General features: G+C 75.9%; 16 protein-coding genes. 4 read left to right on the top strand and 12 right to left on the bottom strand.

Annotation, left to right across the window (positions count from 1 at the left end; translation table 11 throughout):
* The first annotated feature begins 27 nt into the window (after positions 1–27).
* From zwf to pgl, 3 genes are read left to right on the top strand one after another with little or no spacing between them, the layout of a single operon-like run.
* Positions 28–1,557, top strand: a complete 1,530-nt coding sequence (zwf, locus tag C892_RS0126540) for a glucose-6-phosphate dehydrogenase (protein WP_026124655.1) — start codon at positions 28–30, stop codon at positions 1,555–1,557.
* A 37-nt stretch (positions 1,558–1,594) separates the two neighbouring features.
* Positions 1,595–2,533, top strand: a complete 939-nt coding sequence (locus C892_RS0126535; RefSeq protein WP_017559690.1) for a glucose-6-phosphate dehydrogenase assembly protein OpcA — start codon at positions 1,595–1,597, stop codon at positions 2,531–2,533.
* On the top strand, positions 2,530–3,315 hold the full coding sequence (pgl, locus tag C892_RS0126530; protein WP_017559689.1) for a 6-phosphogluconolactonase: 786 nt from the start codon (positions 2,530–2,532) through the stop codon (positions 3,313–3,315). The genes C892_RS0126535 and pgl overlap by 4 nt, the downstream gene beginning before the upstream one ends.
* 242 nt (positions 3,316–3,557) lie before the next feature.
* On the opposite strand, the gene C892_RS0126525 is transcribed toward pgl, so the two are convergent.
* The 7 genes from C892_RS0126525 to C892_RS0126495 all read right to left on the bottom strand — a co-directional run bounded on the left by C892_RS0126525 (position 3,558) and on the right by C892_RS0126495 (position 9,329).
* On the bottom strand, positions 3,558–4,412 hold the full coding sequence (locus tag C892_RS0126525; RefSeq protein WP_017559688.1) for a phosphotransferase enzyme family protein: 855 nt from the start codon (positions 4,410–4,412) through the stop codon (positions 3,558–3,560).
* A 2-nt stretch (positions 4,413–4,414) separates the two neighbouring features.
* Entirely contained in the window at positions 4,415–5,164 is a 750-nt protein-coding gene (locus tag C892_RS0126520; protein WP_017559687.1) for a metallophosphoesterase, read from the bottom strand.
* A 78-nt stretch (positions 5,165–5,242) separates the two neighbouring features.
* Positions 5,243–5,875 carry a DsbA family oxidoreductase gene (locus C892_RS0126515; protein ID WP_017559686.1) on the bottom strand — a complete coding sequence of 211 codons (633 nt, stop codon included), beginning with the start codon at positions 5,873–5,875 and terminating at the stop codon, positions 5,243–5,245.
* 83 nt (positions 5,876–5,958) lie between these two features.
* Entirely contained in the window at positions 5,959–6,531 is a 573-nt protein-coding gene (locus tag C892_RS0126510; RefSeq protein WP_017559685.1) for a DUF1697 domain-containing protein, read from the bottom strand.
* 37 nt (positions 6,532–6,568) lie between these two features.
* Positions 6,569–8,251 carry a monocarboxylic acid transporter gene (locus C892_RS0126505; RefSeq protein WP_017559684.1) on the bottom strand — a complete coding sequence of 561 codons (1,683 nt, stop codon included), beginning with the start codon at positions 8,249–8,251 and terminating at the stop codon, positions 6,569–6,571.
* The gene (locus tag C892_RS0126500; RefSeq protein ID WP_017541591.1) at positions 8,248–8,658 is read right to left on the bottom strand and encodes a DUF485 domain-containing protein; all 411 of its coding nucleotides are present in this window, start codon (positions 8,656–8,658) and stop codon (positions 8,248–8,250) included. Before C892_RS0126500 ends, C892_RS0126505 begins: the two co-directional genes overlap by 4 nt.
* A 218-nt stretch (positions 8,659–8,876) precedes the next feature.
* Positions 8,877–9,329, bottom strand: coding sequence for a DoxX family protein (locus C892_RS0126495; protein ID WP_017559683.1), 453 nt, complete (start codon positions 9,327–9,329; stop codon positions 8,877–8,879).
* A 314-nt stretch (positions 9,330–9,643) separates the two neighbouring features.
* On the opposite strand from C892_RS0126495, the gene C892_RS0126490 reads away from it, so the two are divergent.
* A complete protein-coding gene (locus C892_RS0126490; protein ID WP_017559682.1) occupies positions 9,644–9,949 on the top strand; it encodes a hypothetical protein in 306 nt (101 codons plus the stop codon).
* Positions 9,950–11,889: 1,940 nt separating this feature from the next.
* Here the strand turns inward: C892_RS0126490 and C892_RS0126485 are convergent.
* The 5 genes from C892_RS0126485 to hutU all read right to left on the bottom strand — a co-directional run bounded on the left by C892_RS0126485 (position 11,890) and on the right by hutU (position 18,752).
* Positions 11,890–12,993 carry a GNAT family N-acetyltransferase gene (locus C892_RS0126485; protein WP_017559681.1) on the bottom strand — a complete coding sequence of 368 codons (1,104 nt, stop codon included), beginning with the start codon at positions 12,991–12,993 and terminating at the stop codon, positions 11,890–11,892.
* 91 nt (positions 12,994–13,084) lie between these two features.
* Positions 13,085–14,290 (bottom strand): imidazolonepropionase, encoded by a 1,206-nt coding sequence (hutI, locus tag C892_RS0126480; protein WP_017559680.1) that lies wholly within the window; start codon positions 14,288–14,290, stop codon positions 13,085–13,087.
* Between the two features lie 70 nt (positions 14,291–14,360).
* Positions 14,361–15,773 (bottom strand): formimidoylglutamate deiminase, encoded by a 1,413-nt coding sequence (locus C892_RS0126475; RefSeq protein ID WP_017559679.1) that lies wholly within the window; start codon positions 15,771–15,773, stop codon positions 14,361–14,363.
* 11 nt (positions 15,774–15,784) lie between these two features.
* On the bottom strand, positions 15,785–17,086 hold the full coding sequence (locus tag C892_RS0126470) for an allantoate amidohydrolase (RefSeq protein ID WP_017559678.1): 1,302 nt from the start codon (positions 17,084–17,086) through the stop codon (positions 15,785–15,787).
* Positions 17,079–18,752 (bottom strand): urocanate hydratase, encoded by a 1,674-nt coding sequence (hutU, locus tag C892_RS0126465; protein ID WP_017559677.1) that lies wholly within the window; start codon positions 18,750–18,752, stop codon positions 17,079–17,081. The genes C892_RS0126470 and hutU overlap by 8 nt, the downstream gene beginning before the upstream one ends.
* Between the last annotated feature and the right edge of the window lie 25 nt (positions 18,753–18,777).

Raw genomic sequence — 18,777 nt, 5'->3', positions numbered from 1 at the left:
GGGGAGTTCACCATGAAAGAGCCGGTGATGCCGGGGGCGACCCCGAACCCGCTGCGCAGCGAGCTGGACCGGCGCCTGCCCAGGGTCGCCGGGCCCAGCGTGCTGGTGCTCTTCGGGGTCACGGGGGACCTGGCCCGCAAGAAGCTGCTGCCGGCCATCTACGACCTGGCCAACCGGGGGCTGCTGCCGCCCGGCTTCGGCCTGGTCGGGTTCGCCCGGCGGGACTGGGAGCACCAGGACTTCGCCAAGGAGGCCTACGAGGCGGTGCGCGAGCACGCCCGCACCCCCTTCCGCGAGGACGTGTGGCGCCAACTGAGCGAGGGCGTGCGGTTCGTCCAGGGCGAGCTCCACGACGACGAGGCCTTCGACACCCTCGCCGAGACCGTGCGGGACCTGGACGCCTCCCGCGGCACCGGGGGCAACTACGCCTTCTACCTGTCGCTGCCGCCCAAGCTGTTCCCGACCGTGGTCAAGCAGCTCAAGCGCTCGGGCCTGGCCGAGCCGCGCGACGACTCCTGGCGGCGGGTGATCATCGAGAAGCCGTTCGGCCACGACCTGGAGAGCGCCAAGGAGCTCAACGCGGTGGTGGACGACGTCTTCCCGCCGCAGTCGGTCTTCCGCATCGACCACTACCTGGGCAAGGAGACCGTCCAGAACATCATGGCGCTGCGGTTCGCCAACACGCTCTTCGAGCCGCTGTGGAACCGCGACCTGGTGGACCACGTGCAGATCACCATGGCCGAGGACATCGGGGTGGGCGGCCGGGCCGGCTACTACGACGGCATCGGCGCCGCCCGCGACGTCATCCAGAACCACCTGCTGCAGCTGCTGGCGCTGGTGGCGATGGAGGAGCCGGTGTCGTTCTCGGCCGACGCGATCCGCGCCGAGAAGGAGAAGGTGCTCTCGGCGGTGCGGCTGCCCGACGACCTGGCCGCGGGCACCGCCCGGGGCCAGTACGCACCCGGGTGGCAGGGCGGCGCGGAGGTCGGCGGCTACCTGCAGGAGCAGGGCATCCCCGACGACTCCACCACCGAGACCTACGCGGCGCTGCGCCTGGAGGTCAACACCCGGCGCTGGGCGGGGGTGCCGTTCTACCTGCGCACCGGCAAGCGGCTGGGCCGCCGGGTCACCGAGGTGGCCCTGGCCTTCCGCCGCACGCCCAACCAGGTCTTCAGCCAGGTCGACACCGAGGACATGGGGCAGAACGCGCTGGTGCTGCGCATCCAGCCCGACGAGGGCGTGACCATGCGGTTCGGGTCCAAGGTGCCCGGCGCCGCCATGGAGGTGCGCGACGTGACCATGGACTTCACCTACGGCCAGTCGTTCACCGAGGCCAGCCCGGAGGCCTACGAGCGGCTGATCCTGGACGTGCTCATCGGCGACCCGCCGCTCTTCCCGCGCCAGCAGGAGGTGGAGCTGTCCTGGGAGATCCTGGACCCGGTCGAGGAGTTCTGGGCCGGGCAGGGCCGCCCCGAGCCCTACACGTCGGGGACCTGGGGGCCGGAGTCGTCCGACGCGATGCTGGCCCGCGAGGGGCGCCAGTGGCGGCGCCCGTGACCGCGCCGGCGGGCGCCCCGAGGACGGAGGACCACCGATGACGATGTACCTTCCGCGCACCGACACCTCGCAGATCACCGAAGCGCTGGCCCAGGAGCGGCACAGCATCGGCGGCGGCGCGATGAACATGGTGCTCACCCTGGTGATCGTGACCGACGAGGCCGACCACTACGACGCGGTGCGCGCGGCCACCGAGGCCGGGCGCGAGCACCCCTCCCGGATCATCGCGGTGATCCGGCGGGACCCCGACGCCGAACCGGCCATCGACGCCGAGATCCGCCGCCCCGGCACCTCGGGGCCGGGCGAGGCGCTGCTGCTGCGGCTGTACGGCCCGCTGGGCGGGCACGCCGACTCGGTCATCACCCCGCTGCTGGTGCCCGACGCGCCGGTGGTGGCCTGGTGGCCGGGCGCGGGCCCGGCCGAGCCCGCCGCCGACCCGGTGGGGCGCCTGGCGCACCGGCGAATCACCGACGCGCTGCGCGCGCCCGACCCGCTGCCCGACCTGCTCGGGCGCATCGCCCACTACCGGCCCGGCGACACCGACCTGACCTGGACCCGGCTCACCCCGTGGCGCTCGATGCTGGCCAGCACCATGGACCACCCTGCCGGGTGGGTGACCGCGGCCGAGGTGCAGGCCGAGGACCACTACCCCAGCGCCGACCTGCTGGCGGCCTGGCTGTCCCAGCAGCTGGACGTGGAGGTGGAGCGCACCGTCTCCAACGGCCCCGGCATCACCGGCACCCGGCTGGTGACCGAGGACGGGGACATCGCGCTGCGCCGCCACGACGGGCGGGTGGCCACGCTCTCCCGCCCGGGGCAGCCCGACCAGGCGGTGGCCCTGGCCCGCCGGCGCGCCTCCGAGGCCCTCGCCGAGGAGCTGCGCCGCCTGGACCCGGACCTGATGTACGAGAGGACCGCGACATTTCTGAGGGACAAGGCCCTGAAGGACACGGCGCCGGCGGAGGCGGGGCGGTGAGCACCCCGTCCGTCGTGGTGCACCCCGACGCCCGGCTGCTCGCCCAGGCGGTGGCGGCGCGGGTGGTCACCCGCCTGGTGGACGCCCAGGCCGCCACCGGGTCGGCGTCGATCGTGCTGACCGGCGGCGGGATCGGCATCGCCGTGCTCACCGAACTCGCCCAGGCCCCGGCGCGGGACGCCGTGGACTGGTCGGCGGTGGACGTGTGGTGGGGCGACGAGCGCTTCCTGCCCGAAGGCGACCCCGAGCGCAACGAGACGCAGGCGCGCGAGGCGCTGCTGGACCGGGTGGGCGTGGACCCCGAGCGGGTGCACCCGATGCCGGCCTCCGACGGCGAGGACGGGGCGGTGCCCGAGCCGGGCGCCGAGCGCTACGCCGAGCTGCTGCGCGCGGCCTCGCGGCCCGAGGACCACGCCGACGCGCCCGCGTTCGACGTGTGCCTGCTGGGGATCGGCCCGGACACGCACGTGGCCTCGCTCTTCCCCGAGCAGCCGGCGCTCTATGAGGACGAGCGCACGGTGGTGGCGGTGCACGGCGCGCCCAAACCGCCGCCGACGCGGGTGTCCCTGACCTTCCCGGCCATCCGGTCGGCGAAGGAGGTGTGGGTGCTGGCCTCGGGCGAGGGCAAGGCCGAGGCGGTGCGCCTGGCGCTGGACCCGGAGGCCGGGGAGGTCCAGGTGCCCGCGGCGGGCGCCCGGGGCCGCTCGCGCACCCTGTTCCTGGTGGACCGGGCGGCGGCCGCCAAGCTCCCCGAGGGGATCAGCGGCCCGGGGCTGATGTAGCCCCGGTGGCGCCGGACGGCCGGTGCCGCGCGTGCGCGCGGCACCGGCCGTCGGTGTACCGGTGCCGACCGCGTCGATGGGGCCGGCGCACGCGCCGACACCACGAGCATCCCCGATCGCGATGCGCCGCAGAGCACGATGTGCGGTATCGCCGAAACCCGCCGGCACGACCACCGCGCAGAGGGCCCGGAGCGTTTCCAGAACCCACCATGGTCCCCGGGCCGACAAGTCCGGGCGCCCCCTCACCCCAGAAGGGCCTCCAGCATGGGGGCGCGGTTGTCCTTGAGCCACTGCTTGCGGCGCAGGATGACCTCGCCCACGCCCTCGTCCCACATGCGGGCCCACCCGCCTCCCAGCCGCTCGGCGGAGGCCTTCATCCGCACCCACGAGGAGTCGCAGCGCACGATCGCCAGGTCGGGCATGGCCTCGCGGTCCCGCTCCCCCAGGCCGTAGGCGTCGGCGAGGATCCGGACCCGCCCCAGGCGCTCCGCATCGCCGCGCACCGGCCAGCCCGGGTGGACGTCCTCCGGTGCGCCCAGGGGCGCCCAGTGCATGGCGGTGTTGTAGACGTCGAGCAGGCGCGTGCCCGGACCGGCCATGTCGAAGTCGATGAGGGCCGCCGCGCGCCCGTCGCGCACGACCACGTTCTGCGGGGTCACGTCGAGGTGGCAGACCAGCTCCGGCTCCGGGTCGGGGACGGGCACCTCCACCGGGACCAGCTCCCGGCGCCACACCCCGCCGTCGGGGGCGGCGAACCCGGTGCCGGCCAGGAACCCCTCCGAGGCGTCGTGCAGACGCCGCAGCAGCTCCCCCACCGACGCCAGGAGCGCGGGGTCGGCCGCCCACGGCTCCGGCGGGGTGCCCGGCACGTCCCCCTCGACGTAGGTGAGCACGTCGCGGCCGTCCTCGTCCCGGCCCAGGAAGCGCGGCGCCCCGGAGAACCCGGCCCGCTCCAGATGGTCCAGGTAGGCGGCGACGGCCGGGCTCTGCGGCTGGGCCGGGCGGCGGACCGTGCCCCTGGACCGCACCACCCCCTCGGTGACGTCGCCGGGCGCCAGCGCGGCCTCGGGACCGTCCGGTCCGGTGTAGCGGCGCATCCTCACACCGCCCGGTAGTGGGTGGTCACCCGGCCGTCGGCGCCGATGCGGTGGAGGGCGATCATCACCGGCGGCTCGTGCGCGCCGTCGGTGCCGCCGGTGCCGTCGGCGGGCTCCCAGTCGGTGCGCAGGGTGGAGGCGACCGCCGGGGCCACCAGCAGCGGCCGGCCCGCGAACGTGGTGGCCGCGGCCGAGTGCACGTGGCCGCAGAGCATCGCCACCACCTGCGGGCGGCGGCCCACCAGCTCGGCCAGGCGCTGCTCGCCGCGCTGGCGGATCGGGTCGGTGTAGTCCGAGCCCAGCTCCACCGGCGGGTGGTGGAAGGCCAGCACCACCGGGGTGTCGGCGGGGGTGCGCCGCAGCTCGGCCTCCACCGTGTCCAGGGTGTCCTCCTCCAGGCGCCCCCAGGGCTCCTCGGGCACCGAGGTGTCGCAGGTGACGACGGTGGCGCCGGGGAGGTGGTGGACCCGGTCGAGCGGGCCGGGCCCGGACGCCTCGTCCAGCAGGTGCTCGCGCAGGGCCGCGCGCACGTCGTGGTTGCCGGGGCACACCAGCAGCGGCACGGCGCAGCGCAGCGTCCGGCGCGCCTGCGCGTACTCCTGCGCGGTTCCCTTGTCGGCGACGTCGCCGGTGTGCACCACCGCGTCGACGGTGCGCATCCGCGCGATGTAGTCCATCGCGCGGCGCGCGCGCTCGGCGCTGCGCTCGCCGCCGTCGAAGTGGGTGTCACTGATGTGAGCGAGGACGGGCATCGTCCCTCCCGAGGGGGTGCGGGGTCAGTGCACACGATTCTGCCCCCGCCCGCCGGGCGTGCACCTGCGGGGGACCGCTCAGTCCCGTTCTTCCCAGGCCTTCTGCAGGACCTCGGCGAAGACGTCGGAGGGCTGGGCGCCGGACACCCCGTAGCGCTCGTCGACGACGAAGAAGGGAACGCCCGAGGCGCCCAGCTCGCGGGCCTGCTCGGCGTCCTCGCGCACTCGGTCGGCGTAGCGGTCCCCGTCCAGGACCTGCCGCGCCTCCTCGGCCTCCAGCCCCGCCTTCTCCGCCAGCAGCACCAGCGCGTCGCGGTGGAAGACGTCGGCGCCCTCGCCGAAGTAGGCGGCGAAGAGGGCCTCGACCGCTTCCCGCTGGACGCCCCGCTCCTTGGCCAGGTGCAGCAGCCGGTGGGCGTCGAGGGTGTTGGCGTGCGGGCGGTCGCCGGTGAAGGGCAGCCCCTCCCGCTCGGCGTTGGCGGCCACGCCTTCGTCGGCCGCGCGGGCCTGCTCGGCCGTCATGCCGTACTTGGCGGCGAGCGCTTCGAGCATGGGGGCGGGCTCCCGGGGCGCCGAGGGGTCGAGCTGGAAGCTGTGGAACTCCACCTCCACCTCGTCGGCGTGCTCGAAGGCCTCGAGCGCGCGCTCGAAGCGCGCCTTGCCGATGTAGCACCACGGGCAGACGATGTCGGACCAGATGTCGACGCGCACGGCTTCGGACTCTCCTCGCTGTATGGGACTCCGGGCGCGTCCCCGCGCGCCCGCGAACAGCCCGAACACCCGCGTGGGGCGGGCTATTCCGCCTCTCCGGCGCGCACGGCCTCCAGCAGGCGCAGCACGGTGCGCCAGTTGCGTCCGGTGGCGGTGCGCCCGCGCAGCGCCCGCTCGACCAGGCCGGGGAGCCGGGCGTCGCGCAGCCCGTCGGGCAGGGAGAGGTAGACCTCCCGCTCCCCCGGGGCCATGGCCTCGGAGGAGCGGGAGGCGGTGTCGGTTCCGGCCACTTCGGCCAATGCGGCCAGGTCGGCGGCGTCGAGCGGCCCGTCCAGGAACAGGACGAGGAAGCGCGCGGGGTCGCCGACCTCCAGCGGGTTGGCGTCGACGGCGGCGGCCAGCTGCGCCTCGTCGCGCAGGACGGCCTCGACGGCGAAGCCGAAGCGCTCCCGCAGCGCCTCCTCCAGCTCGGCCTTGAGCGCGCCGGGGTCGCCGCCGCTCCCGGGGCGCGCGGTGAAGGCCGCGTTGCCGCTCTGCAGGAGGGTGGCCGCCCCGGTGTGCCCGAGGCCGGCCAGCACCTGCCGCAGGTCGGCCATGGGAACCCTGCGCCGGCCACCGACGTTGACGCCGCGCAGCAGCGCCGCATAGCGAGTCATACCGGTGATGGTCCCACGCGGTTCCGACACGCGCCGCTCAGTTGGCCCCCAGACCGGTCAGGGCGCGCAGGCGCATCTCGCGGAAGCGGGCCCCGTCCTTCTCCCCCGAGGCCAGCGAGCCCACCACGGCGAAGAGGAAGCCCAGCGGGATCGCCACCAGGCCGGGGTTCTCCAGGGGGAAGAGCTGGACGTCCACCCAGGCCGGCAGCAGCGACAGGTTCTCCCCCGTCACCGGGTCGGTCTTGCCCGAGACCACCGGGGACAGCAGCACCAGCACCAGCGAGGAGCCGAGCCCGCCGTAGACGCCCCACTCCACGCCCTTGGTGTTGAACCGGCGCCAGAACATGGTCAGCACGATCACCGGCAGGTTGGCCGCGGCCGCGATCGCGAAGGCCAGGCCCACCAGGAAGGCGACGTTGAGGTGCTGGGCGCGCACCGCGAGCAGGATCGCCACCGCGCCCACGAGCAGCGCGGAGAACCGGGCGACCCCCACCTCCTGGGACTCCTTGGGGCGGCCCCACATGAGGATGTGCCCGAAGAAGTCGTGGGCCATGGACGAGGAGGAGGCCAGGGTGAGGCTGGCGATCACCGCGAGGATGGTGGCCAGCGCCACCGCGGAGACGAAGGCCAGCATCAGCGCCGCCCCCACCGGCCCGGCCGCCAGGCGGCCCAGCTCCTGGGCCAGCTGGGGCACGGCGGCGTTGCCGGAGGGGTCCTGGGCGGCGATGGCCTCGGGCCCCACCAGTGCCGCCGCGCCGAACCCCAGCGCCAGCGTCATCAGGTAGAACAGGCCGACCAGCACGATGGTGCGCTTGACCGAGGCGCGGGCGGCCCGCCCGTCGGGGACGGTGTAGAAGCGGATGAGGATGTGCGGCAGCGCGGCCGTGCCCAGTACCAGGGCCAGGCCCAGGCTGAACAGGTCGAGCTGGTTGAACAGGCTCTGCCGGGGGTCGCCGGCCACCTCGACGCCGAACAGCCGCCCGGGCTCCAGGAACGCCTGGCCCTGCCCGCTGTTCTCGGCGGCCCGGGTCAGCAGCGCGCTCACGTCGAACCCGAACACCGCCAGCACCATCACCGTCATCACGCCGGTGGCGGCCAGCAGCAGCCCGGCCTTGACGATCTGCAGCCAGGTGGCGGCCTTCATGCCGCCGTACATGATGTAGACCACCATGAGCACGCCGACCCCGACGATGGCGGCGGTGCGGGTCTGCTCGCCGGTCAGCCCCAGGAAGGTGCCGCCGCGGTCGATGCCCAGGAGCATGGTCACCAGCGCCCCCGCGCCGACCATCTGGGCGATCAGGTAGACCACGCTCACCATGACGGTGGAGGTGGTGCAGGCCAGCCGAACCCGCATCCGCCGCATCCGGAAGGCGGGCAGGTCGGCCATGGTGAACCGGCCGCAGTTGCGCATCAGCTGGGCCATGGGCAGCACGAGCAGCCAGGCCACCAGGAAGCCGATGGAGTACAGGAAGCCGTCGTAGCCGTTGAGGGCGATGAGCCCGGCGATGCCCAGGAAGGAGGCGGCCGACAGGTAGTCGCCGGTCAGGGCCAGCCCGTTCTGGGTGCTGCTGAATCCGCGGCCGCCGGCGTAGTAGTCGACGGCGCCCTTGGTGCTGCGCCGCGCCCGGACCGTGATGGCCAGGGTGACGGCGATGAACACCCCGCACAGCGCCAGCGTCCAGGCGTGCGCGGTGTCGATGCCCTGCGCTACGGCCGTCACGGGCGCACCACCCGCCCCTCGCGGGCCAGGGCCGCGGCGCGGGCCTGCTCGGCGTCGGCGCGGATCTCCTCGGCCAGCGGGTCGAGCCGGTGCTCGGCGTACCAGACGAAGAGCCAGGCGAGCAGGAAGGTGGTCGCGAACTGCCCGACGCCGAGCAGCAGGCCCACGTTGACCGCCCCGGCGACCGGGACGGCCATCAGCCCGCGGGCGTAGACCGACAGCACCAGGTAGGCCATGTACCAGCCCAGGAAGACCGTGATGAGCAGCACCGACTGCACCGCGAACCGGCGGCGCAGCCGGACGAAGCGCTCGTCGGCGGCCAGCCGCGAGGCCCGCTGCGCCGGCGGCCCTCCCCCGCCGTCTTCGGCGGGCGCCGGGCCCACCGCCCCCTCCTCCAGATACCGCACCGCTGCTCCTCTCCCGAGAACGTCGAGATCGGCGCCGCGGCGTCCGCGGGTCCGGCTCTCCCCCCGCCCCGCGGACGCGCCCCATGCCGCGGCGCCCGGTGGTGGCCCACCATAGACAGCCGACCGGCCAGAGGAGGGCGGAACTCCGAAACCGCCCCACCGGACGCCCGAAGAATGGGGATTCGTTCACGGGTGCCCTGATGGGGCGGCGGATCCGCTCAGGAGGCGGCGGGGACCGCCTCGGGGCTGCGCTCCCGGCCCCAGGGCAGCAGCCGGTCCAGGGCGAAGCGGCCGCCGCTGAAGCCCAGCGCGAGCGCGGCCGCGCCGAGCACGAGCGGGAACTCGTAGCCGCCCTCGCCGGTCAGGCCCGCCGAGGCGTGCACGAAGAGGATGGCGCCGGCCATCTGCAGGGCCAGCAGCACGCCGGCCACGGGCTGGAGCAGGCCGGCGATGAGCAGGGCGCCGCCGCCGAGCTCGACGGCGATGGCGAACAGGGCCGCGGCCTGGGGCGCGGGCACACCCATGCCCTCCATCATCCCGGCGGTCCCGGACAGCCCCATGCCGACCTTCTGCCAGCCGTGGGCGATGAAGACGACGCCCACGGCGATGCGGGCGATGAGTGCGGTGACGTCGGCCGCCGGGCGCATCGCCCGGCCGGTGAATGCGTTCATCGTCTCTCGGTGTTCCCTGTCTGCCGCTCAGGGGCGGCCTCGGTTCCGGACGGAGCGGTGACGCCGCGCGACGGCGCGGCGCCGGAGCATCATCAAACCAGAAAACATCTTCCTGGGAAACGGTCCACGGCGTGACGTCCGCCATGCAGGACCGCCCGAGCGGGTCGGCGAGCCGGGCCGGCGCCCGCGATCCACTAGGCTTCCGTGCGGGCGTGCCGCGCGGGGAATCCCGCGCGAACCCCGAGACCAGCGCATCGAACACGTGTATGATTCGGGCGTCCGTACCCATCCCGAACCGAAGGGACGCCACCGCCGTGGTCACCGAGGTCTTCACGCGCAAGTATTGCGATCCGCACGCCGTCCGCGACGAGAAGGTCGAGGCGACTGAGGTCGTTCAGTTCGCCTGGGAGGGCCAGGTGCGCGAGGTCGACGCCTGCGATGAGTGCAAGAAGGAGCACGACTCCCGCTACGAGCCGCTCGTCGACTACTCCCGCCCCGTGAAGAAGCGCCGCACCAAGAAGTCCGAGCCGGCCAAGGCCGGGAGCGCCTCCGCCTCCTCCTCGGACGACTCGGGTGACTCGGGCGCCGACTCCTCCGACGAGGAGTCCGCCGACGCCTGACCGGGCACCCACCCGGCCTCGCCGCGGGGGCCCACGCCCCTGCGGCGAAACCCCGGCCGCGCCCATCGGAGCGGCCACTCCGCCTCGCCGCCCGTGGAGGCGCGCGCAGCCGCGCGCCGGCCTCCCCAGCGCACACACTCCCCCGCGACGAGCCCGAGCCCCCGGTGCGGCACCCGGCCACGGCTCCGCCGCCCTTTTCCAGGCGGTTCTCTCCAGACGACGGCGCCCGCTGGAGTGACGCGACTTTCGGCGCCCGTGCCCACCATGGGCGGGCGCCCTGAGCTCGGCGCCCCACGCGGCAGCGCTACCGACCACAGGGCATTCGGATGGCCCGGAATGTCGGCCGCGACGGCACGGCCGGTGCCCCGCTCACTGCTGCCTGCCGGGGCGGCGGGTCCTCGGAGTGCCAGGGGAGGGCGCCGACGAAGAAGCAGGGGCGGTTCCCCGGTGTCGCCGGTCGGCCGCCGGGCCGCTCACGGTCCCGGAACAGCAGCAACGACGGCACGGCAGGTGCCCCACTCACTCGCCACGACCGGGCGGCGGCACCCCGGGCGGTACCGCTGATGAGCGGCAACGACGGGTCGGCCGGTGCCCCGCTCACGGCCCCCGGCCGGGCGGCGGGCCGCCGCGGCGCCGGGGAGAGGGCGGCGACGAAGAAGCGGGGGGGCGTTCCCCGGGGCCTGGCGGTCGGCCGCCGGGTGGCCGACCGCCTCGGCCTTGGAGAGGCCCCTCCCTTTACGCGTTCCGGGCATACCGGGCGCGTGCTGCGCTGCTCGGGCATCGAGAGTGGTGATATCGCCACGCAATGTGCAATCGGGTGGCGGTATCACCACTCACGTTGGAGAACGCCCCCTCCGAGGCGATCTCCGGCGAATCAGGCCCGAGGGGCGTCCCGTTTGTCCGGATCTGACGGGGGTGCGGGCCCCGCGCACGCCCGGAGCGGCCCCCGGGACCGGGCGGGTGCACGGTGGTGGCCAGACCAGAACGGGATTCGGTGCCCGAGGCCCCTTCTACCGGCACACCGGACCCGATTGCGACGCTCTCGGTCACCCCGGGTGACCGGGGGCGGGGCGACACCGACACGGGGCCCGGCCCCGGGCGGGCGCCCCGCCCCTGCCTCGCCGCCCCCTCCCTGTCGGCGGGCGGACGAACAGGGGCATTGCGGGCACCGTGGCACCGAATCCCGTTCTGGTCTGGCCGGGATCGCACCCGGGAGCCGCCGCGGGGCGCCGATCAGCGCGCCCCCGCTCGCCCCACCCCTATGACGGTGCGTATTCACCCAGGTCACAAGGGGCCCTCTGGATGGAGCGGCGCCGGGCGCGGGCCAGGGAGGGGCGCCGCGGGCGCGGGCGGGCGAGTCCCGGGCCCACCGCGCACCCGGCCCGGACCGCGAGAGGCCGGGCAGCCGACCGCCAGGCCCCCGGGGAACCGCCCTGCTTCCTCGTCGCCGCCCTCCCCCGGCACTCCGAGGACCCGCCGCCCGGCCGACAGCCGTGAGCGGGGCACCGCCCGCGCCGTCGTCGCCGCAGTTCCCGGACCGCGAGAAGCCCGGCAGCCGACCGCCAAGCCCGGGGAAGCACCACGCTTCCTCGTCGCCGCCCTCCCCCTGGCACTCCGAGGACCCGCCGCCCGGCCGACGGGCGTGAGCGGGGCACCGGCCGTTCCGTCGTTGCTGCTGTTCCGGGACCGCGAGAGGGCCGGCGGCACGCCGCTGAGCCCACCGCCGAACCAGCCGAACCAGCCGCACCAGCCGAACCGGCCGCTGAAGCGGCCGCCGAACCGGCGGAGGGGGCGTCCCGGCGTCCGACACCGCTTCGCCGGGACGCCCCGCACCGCCGCACACCCCGGGTTCGGGGGCGGGAGGGCCGGAATCCCTGGCATCCCGGCCTTCCCTCGCACGGGTCCGGAAGCGCACCCCTGGCTCCCGGACTCCGCACCCCCTACCGCCCGGCGGCCCCGGGGCGGGTCATGAGCGAGGCCAGCGGCCCCGGTTCCCGCGCGGGCACCCGGCCCGCCAGCGGCAACCGGGCCTGGACCGTGCCCGTGGACGGGCGGCCCACCGCGGCCCCGAGTCCGCGCATGATGCCCAGCATCGCGCGGTTGTCGGCGGCGGTCTCGGCGCGGACCTCCGCCATCCCCCAGTCGACGGCCACGGCGGCGAGCGCACCGGCCAGCGCGGTGCCCACCCCCCGGCCCTGCCAGGAGTCCTCCACGAGGAAGGCCATCTCCCCCACACCGGGGTCGAGCGTGTACATCAGGTGGGCCAGGGCGACCGGCTCGTCGGCCCCCTCGGGCCAGGCCGCCAGCGTCAACCCGCGCTCGGGATCGCAGAACACCCCCAGCACACCGGACCCGGGCTCCTCCACCGCCGTCAGGTAGCGCCGGCGCTTGGTGTGCGGCGTGCAGCGGCGGTGCAGCCGACGCAGCGCGCGGGCGTCGCCGGAGCGCACCGGTCGGGTGTGCAGCCGCTCGCCCGAGGCGGTGGTCAGCGTGCCGCCGGTGGGCACCGGCCCGGCCGGGGGCAGCACCGAGCGCACCAGGGCGTCGGCGCGGGCCGACTCGGTCCAGGTGAAGGGCCGGTCCACCCGGCGCAGCCGGACCCCGCGCAGCGCGCCGACCGGCACCAGCAGCTCCGACTCGGGCTCCTCGGGGAACTGCGGCGCCGCCGCGCGCCCGGAGGTGCCCAGGCCGGTCCAGCGGGCCTCGTCGGCGTTGAGCAGCTCGGCCAGGGCCTCGGGCAGCCGGTGCGGGGCGCCGCGCAGCCGCGCGGTGAGCATCAGCGCCCGGGTGACGTCGTCGCCGACCTCCCGGGGCCGGGCGGGCACGGCCGCGGCCTCCTCGCCCGCGCCGCGCCGGGTGAGCTCCTCCAGCAGCCGGCGGTGGTCGCCGGGCACGTCCACGATGAACTCGTCGACCACCCCGGCGGCGTCGGTGTGGATGGTCAGCCCCACGATGTCGCCGCCCTCGGCGGCCACCGCGCCGGCCAGGTCGGCCAGCCGCCCCGGCCGGTCCTCCACCGCGGTGCGGATGCGCCACAGTCCCATGGCCGCCCCCTCGCTCTGCGGCGCGGCCCCGGTGGCCCCGCCGTCACCGAAGAGACTGCAGGGCGCAGGTTTCCGGCGCGCTACGGCAGGGTCAACCCCGGGTGAGATCCGCCCCGGCCACCGGACGGCCCGCCCGCCACACGGCCGCCGTCATCGGCACGCCGGGACGATAGGCCAGGTAGACCGGGTCGGGCGCCTCCAGCACCGCCAGGTCGGCGCGCGAGCCCGGGGTGAGGCGTCCCACATCGGTGCGGCGCAGCGCCCGCGCCCCGCCGGCGGTGGCCGCCCACAGCGCCTCCTCGGGGGTCATGTGCATCTCCCGCACGGCCAGGGCGATGCAGAAGGCCATGCTGGAGGTGAAGCAGGAGCCCGGGTTGCAGTCGCCGGCCAGGGCCACGGTGGCGCCGGCGTCGATGAGCGCGCGGGCGTCGGGGTAGGGCTGGCGGGTGGAGAAGTCGACGCCGGGCAGCAGGGTGGCCACGGTCTCGGAGGCGGCCAGCGCCTCCACGTCCTCGGGCTCCAGGAAGGTGCAGTGGTCGACCGAGGCGGCGCCGAGCTCGGCGGCCAGGCGCGCGCCCGGGCCGGGGCCGAGCTGGTTGCCGTGGACGCGGGCGTGCAGCCCGCGGTCCATGCCCGCCTTGAGGATGCGCCGGGAGGCCTCCTCGTCGAAGGCGCCGCGCTCGCAGAAGACGTCGATCCAGCGGGCGTGCGGGGCGCAGGCGTCGAGCATCTCACCGGTGACCAGGTCGACGTAGCCCTGCGGGTCGTCCCGGTACTCGGGCGGGACGATGTGCGCGCCCAGGAAGGTGGCCTCCTCAGTGAGGCGCCGGGCGACGCGCAGCGCGCGCTCCTCGTCGGCGGTGCTGAGCCCGTAGCCGGACTTGATCTCCAGGGTGGTGGTCCCCTGGGCGCGGGCCTCGTTGAGCAGGCGGGTCGCCTTGTCCAGCAGCTCGGCGTCGGAGGCGGCGCGGGTGGCGGCCACCGTGGTGCGGATGCCGCCGGCCTCGTAGGGGCGCCCGCTCATCCGGGCGCCGAACTCCCGGCCCCGGTCGCCGGCGAAGACGATGTGGGAGTGGCTGTCGACGAAGCCCGGGATGACGCAGCGGCCCCCGGCGTCGACGCGGGCGTCGGCGGCCGGGGCTCGGGCGGCGGGGCCGGCCCAGGCCACCGTGTCGCCCTGCACGACCAGCGCGGCGTCGGGGATCGCGCCGGTGACGCCCTCCCCCAGGGCCGGGTCGTTGGTGGCCAGGACGCCGATGCCGTCGATGAGCACGGTCTCGGGAGCGGCGTCGGTCATCAGCTGCCTCCAGGGTGGTCGGTGGTGGACGTCGTGGTCGGGTGCGGTGCGGGCGCGGCCGGGCGGCGGCTCACGCCAGCAGCTCCGTGATCGCGGTGTGCAGGCGGGCGGCGGCGTCGGGGCGGTCGAGGTGCACCCGGTCCCGGACGATCCACCGGCCGTCGGCCATGGTGTGGCGCACCTCGGCCGCTGTGGCGGCGAAGACGGCGGTGTCGGCGGCGCTGCGCGGGTCGAACCCGGCCGTGCGCACCGAGTCCAGGTCCAGCACGACCAGGTCGGCACGCTTGCCGGGCGCGATCCGTCCGGCGTCCTCCCAGCCCAGCGCGTCGGCGTGGCCGCCCTCGTGCAGGGCGTCCAGCAGGCGCGGCGCCGAGGCGGTGCCGCGGCGCCCGGTGCGCAGGCGCTCGTGCATCTCCGCCCCGCGGGCCTCCTCCAGCAGGTCGATGGTGGAGTGGCCGTCGCTGCCCAGGGACAGGGAGACGCGTGCGGGGTCCAGGTCGGCCAGCGGCGGCAGGCCGTCGGCCAGGTCCCGCTCGGTGGTGGGGCACAGGCACACCCCCGCCCGGGCGTCCCGGAGCAGCGCCGCGTCGGCGGGCTCCAGGTGGGTGGCGTGCACCGCGACCGGGTGCAGGTCGGCGAACAGGCCCGCCTCGTGCAGGTGGGCGGTGGGGGTGCGGCCGTAGTGGGCGCGGCAGGCCGCGTTCTCGGCGGGCTGCTCGGACAGGTGGACGTGCGGCGACGCCCGGTCGAGGCCGTCGGGCCCGTGCAGGGCGGCGAACCGGGCGAGCTGGCCGGCGGGGACCGCGCGCACCGAGTGCGCGGCGGTGCCGACCCTGGCGTGGCCGCCGCCGGGGCGGAAGGCGGCGACCCGTTCGGCCCAGGCGTCGGCGTCGCCGTCGCCGAAGCGCAGCTGGGCGCCTTCCAGGGGGCGGTGGCCGCCCCCGGCGTCCAGGCCGCCGGCGAGGTAGAGGGTGTCCAGCAGGGTGATGCGGATCCCGGCGTCGGCGGCGGCCGCCACCAGCGCCGCGCCCATGGCGTTGGGGTCGTCGTAGCGCTTGCCGCCGGGGGCGTGGTGCAGGTAGTGGAACTCGCCCACGCAGGTGACGCCGGCCAGCGCCATCTCGGCGTACACCCCGGCGGCCAGCTCCCGGTAGGTGTCGGGGGCCAGCCGCTCGGCGGCCCGGTACATCAGCTCGCGCCAGGTCCAGAAGGAGCCGCCGTGCTCGCCGGTCCGGCCCCGCAGGGCCCGGTGGAAGGCGTGCGAGTGGGCGTTGGCGAACCCGGGGACGACCAGGCCGTCCAGGCGCTCGGCCCCGGGCGGGGGCGCGGGCTCGCCGGTGCGCACCGAGGCGATCCGTCCGTCGCGGACCTCGATGACGGCGCCGGGCGAGGCCGCCCCGGCGTCGGCACCGGGCCCCGGCCCGGGGTCGACCAGGGCCCAGGAGCACCAGTACAGCCCGTCGCGGTGGTCGGTGGCGGACACGCGCGTCTCCTTCACTGTCGGGGTGGACGGGGCGGACGCGGCCCGGATGCGCCCTCCTCCCCCGCCGCCAGGTCCTCCAGGACGTCGGCCAGGGCCCACACGCCCGCGTGGCAGTCGGGCCGCTCGGCGTACTCCTCCGGGGAGTGGGACACGCCGGTGGGGTTGCGCACGAACAGCATCGCCGTGGGCACGTGCGCTGCCAGCACGCCCGCGTCGTGGCCCGCCCCGGTCGGCAGGATCGGGACGGGTCCGCCGGCGCCCCCGGCCACCGCGGCGGCCCGTTCGGTCAGGCCGCCGTCGAACTCCACCACGGGGGTGTCGGACTCCTGGTGCTCCTCGGCGCCCACCCCCTGCTCCTCGGCGGCGCGGCGGACCTCCGCGGCCACGTCGGCCACCACCGCGCCCAGGTCCTCGGTGTCGGGGGCGCGGGCGTCCAGCCACGCCCGCACCCGGGAGGCGATCGCGTTGGTGCCGTTGGGCTCGGCCTCGACGCGGCCCACGGTGGCCACCGCGCCGTGCGCGGCCGCGGCGGCGCGGGCGGCCAGCACCATGCGGGCCATGGGCAGCATCGGGTCGCGCCGGTCCTCCAGGCGGGTGGTGCCCGCGTGGTCGGCGCGGCCGGTGAAGGTCCAGCGCCACCGCCCGTGCGGCCAGATGGAGCGGGCGGCGCCCACCGCGCGGTCCCGGTCGGCCAGCGCCCGCCCCTGCTCGACGTGGAGTTCGACGAAGCGGCCGATGCGCGCCAGCCGCTCGGGGTCGGGCCCCATCGCGGCCGGGTCCCTCCCGGCCCGCTCCATGGCCTGGGCCCACGTGGTGCCCGAGGGGTCGGCCAGAGCGGCGGCGCGCTCGGCGGTGACCGCCCCGGTGAGCAGCCGGCTGCCCAGGCACGGCACCCCGAAGCGGGCGCCCTCCTCCTCGGCGAACACCGCGACCGCCAGCGGGCGGCGGGGCCGGACGCCGCGCCGGCGCAGCTCGGCCACGGCCGCCAGCGCGCTCACCACTCCCAGCGGGCCGTCGTAGGCGCCGCCGTCGGGGACCGAGTCCAGGTGGGAGCCGGTGACCACGGCGTCCGGGCCGGGCGCGCCCCACCAGGCCCACATGTTGCCGTTGCCGTCGGTCTCCGCGTCCAGGCCGACCCCAGCGGCCGCCCGGTGGAACCAGTCCCGCAGCTCGGCGTCGGGCCCGCCGAAGGTGAAGCGGCGGTAGCCGCCGGTGGCGCGGTCCCGCCCGATCGGGGCCAGCTCGTCCCACAGCCGGTCGAACAGCCGGTCGAACCGGCCGGTGCCGCCGTCGGCGGTGTGCGGCTCAGGCACCGGCCCCGCCCTCCCGCATCGGCAGGCGCAGGCCCTCGCGCTCGGCGACCGCCTCGGCCTCGGGGTAGCCGGCGTCGGCGTGCCGGACCACGCCCGTGCCCGGGTCGTTGGTGAGCACCCGCTCCAGCTTGCGCGCGGCCAGCTCGGTGCCGTCGGCGACGCTGACCTGCCCGGCGTGCAGGGAGCGGCCCATGCCGACCCCGCCGCCGTGGTGCAGCGACACCCACGAGGCGCCCGAGGCGGTGTTGACCAGCGCGTTGAGCAGCGGCCAGTCGGCGATGGCGTCGGAGCCGTCGCGCATCGCCTCGGTCTCCCGGTAAGGGGAGGCGACCGATCCGGTGTCCAGGTGGTCGCGGCCGATCGCCAGCGGGGCGCTCACCTCCCCGGAGGCGACCAGCTCGTTGAACCGCTCCCCGGCCGCGGCCCGCTCGCCCTGGCCGAGCCAGCAGATGCGGGCCGGCAGCCCCTGGAAGGAGACCTTCTCCCCGGCCAGCCGGATCCACCGGGCCAGGTGCTCGTTCTCGGGGAACAGGTCCAGCACGGCGCGGTCGGTGCGGGCGATGTCGGCCGGGTCGCCGGAGAGCGCCGCCCAGCGGAACGGACCCTTGCCCTCGCAGAACAGCGGGCGGATGTAGGCGGGCACGAACCCGGGGAAGTCGAAGGCGCGGGCGAACCCGGCCTCGCGGGCCTCCCCGCGGATGGAGTTGCCGTAGTCGAAGACCTCGGCCCCGGCGTCCATGAACCCGACCATGGCCTCCACGTGGGCGGCCATCGACTCCCGGGCGCGGGCGGTGAACTCGGCGGGCTTGGCGCGGGCGTAGTCGGCCCAGTCCTGGAAGGCCACCCCGGCCGGCAGGTAGGACAGCGGGTCGTGGGCGCTGGTCTGGTCGGTGACGATGTCGACGGGCGCCCCGCGCCGCAGCAGCTCGGGCACCACCTCGGCGGCGTTGCCCAGCAGCCCCACCGACAGCGGGCGGCGGGCGTCGCGGGCCTCGGTGGCCAGGCGCAGCGCCTCGTCGACGGTGTCGGCGCGCACGTCCAGGTAGCGGTGCTCGATGCGGCGGTCGATGCGGCTCGGGTCGCACTCCACGACGATCGCCGCACCGCCGTTCATGGTGACCGCCAGCGGCTGGGCGCCGCCCATGCCGCCGAGCCCGGCGGTGAGGGTGATGGTGCCCTCCAGGGTGCCTCCGCGCTCGGCGGCCACCGCACCGAAGGTCTCGTAGGTGCCCTGGAGGATGCCCTGGGTGCCGATGTAGATCCAGGACCCGGCGGTCATCTGGCCGTACATGGTCAGCCCGAGCGCCTCCAGGCGGCGGAACTCCTCCCAGGTGGCCCAGTCGCCCACCAGGTTGGAGTTGGCGATGAGCACCCGGGGCGCCCACTCGTGGGTGCGCATGACCCCGACCGGGCGGCCGGACTGCACGAGCAGGGTCTCGTCGTCCTCCAGGCCGCGCAGCGTCGCGGTGATCCGGTCGAAGCTCTCCCAGTCGCGGGCGGCCTTGCCGGTGCCGCCGTAGACGACGAGCCGCTCGGGGTGCTCGGCCACCTCGGGGTCGAGGTTGTTGTGCAGCATCCGCAGCGCCGCCTCCTGGGGCCAGCCCTTGGCGGTGCGGGCGGTGCCGCGCGGGGCGCGGACGGTGCGGGGGGTGTGCTGGGCTGCCATGACGCCTCCTGGTGTGCAGCGCGGG

The sequence above is a fragment of the Nocardiopsis baichengensis YIM 90130 genome, assembly GCF_000341205.1.
GTDB lineage: Bacteria > Actinomycetota > Actinomycetes > Streptosporangiales > Streptosporangiaceae > Nocardiopsis_A > Nocardiopsis_A halophila.
Note: the sequence above shows the minus strand (reverse complement) of the source record. Positions and strands in the feature narration are given on the sequence as shown.

Bases quoted from the DNA above. Each gene is read 5' to 3' on its own strand.
- C892_RS0126525 (WP_017559688.1), bottom strand. From the start codon at position 4,412: ATGCGCCGCTACACCGGACCGGACGGTCCCGAGGCCGCGCTGGCGCCC.
- hutU (WP_017559677.1), bottom strand. From the start codon at position 18,752: ATGGCAGCCCAGCACACCCCCCGCACCGTCCGCGCCCCGCGCGGCACC.
- C892_RS0126520 (WP_017559687.1), bottom strand. From the start codon at position 5,164: ATGCCCGTCCTCGCTCACATCAGTGACACCCACTTCGACGGCGGCGAG.
- zwf (WP_026124655.1), top strand. From the start codon at position 28: ATGCCGGGGGCGACCCCGAACCCGCTGCGCAGCGAGCTGGACCGGCGC.
- C892_RS0126485 (WP_017559681.1), bottom strand. From the start codon at position 12,993: ATGGGACTGTGGCGCATCCGCACCGCGGTGGAGGACCGGCCGGGGCGG.
- C892_RS0126535 (WP_017559690.1), top strand. From the start codon at position 1,595: ATGACGATGTACCTTCCGCGCACCGACACCTCGCAGATCACCGAAGCG.
- hutI (WP_017559680.1), bottom strand. From the start codon at position 14,290: ATGACCGACGCCGCTCCCGAGACCGTGCTCATCGACGGCATCGGCGTC.
- C892_RS0126495 (WP_017559683.1), bottom strand. From the start codon at position 9,329: ATGAACGCATTCACCGGCCGGGCGATGCGCCCGGCGGCCGACGTCACC.
- C892_RS0126510 (WP_017559685.1), bottom strand. From the start codon at position 6,531: ATGACTCGCTATGCGGCGCTGCTGCGCGGCGTCAACGTCGGTGGCCGG.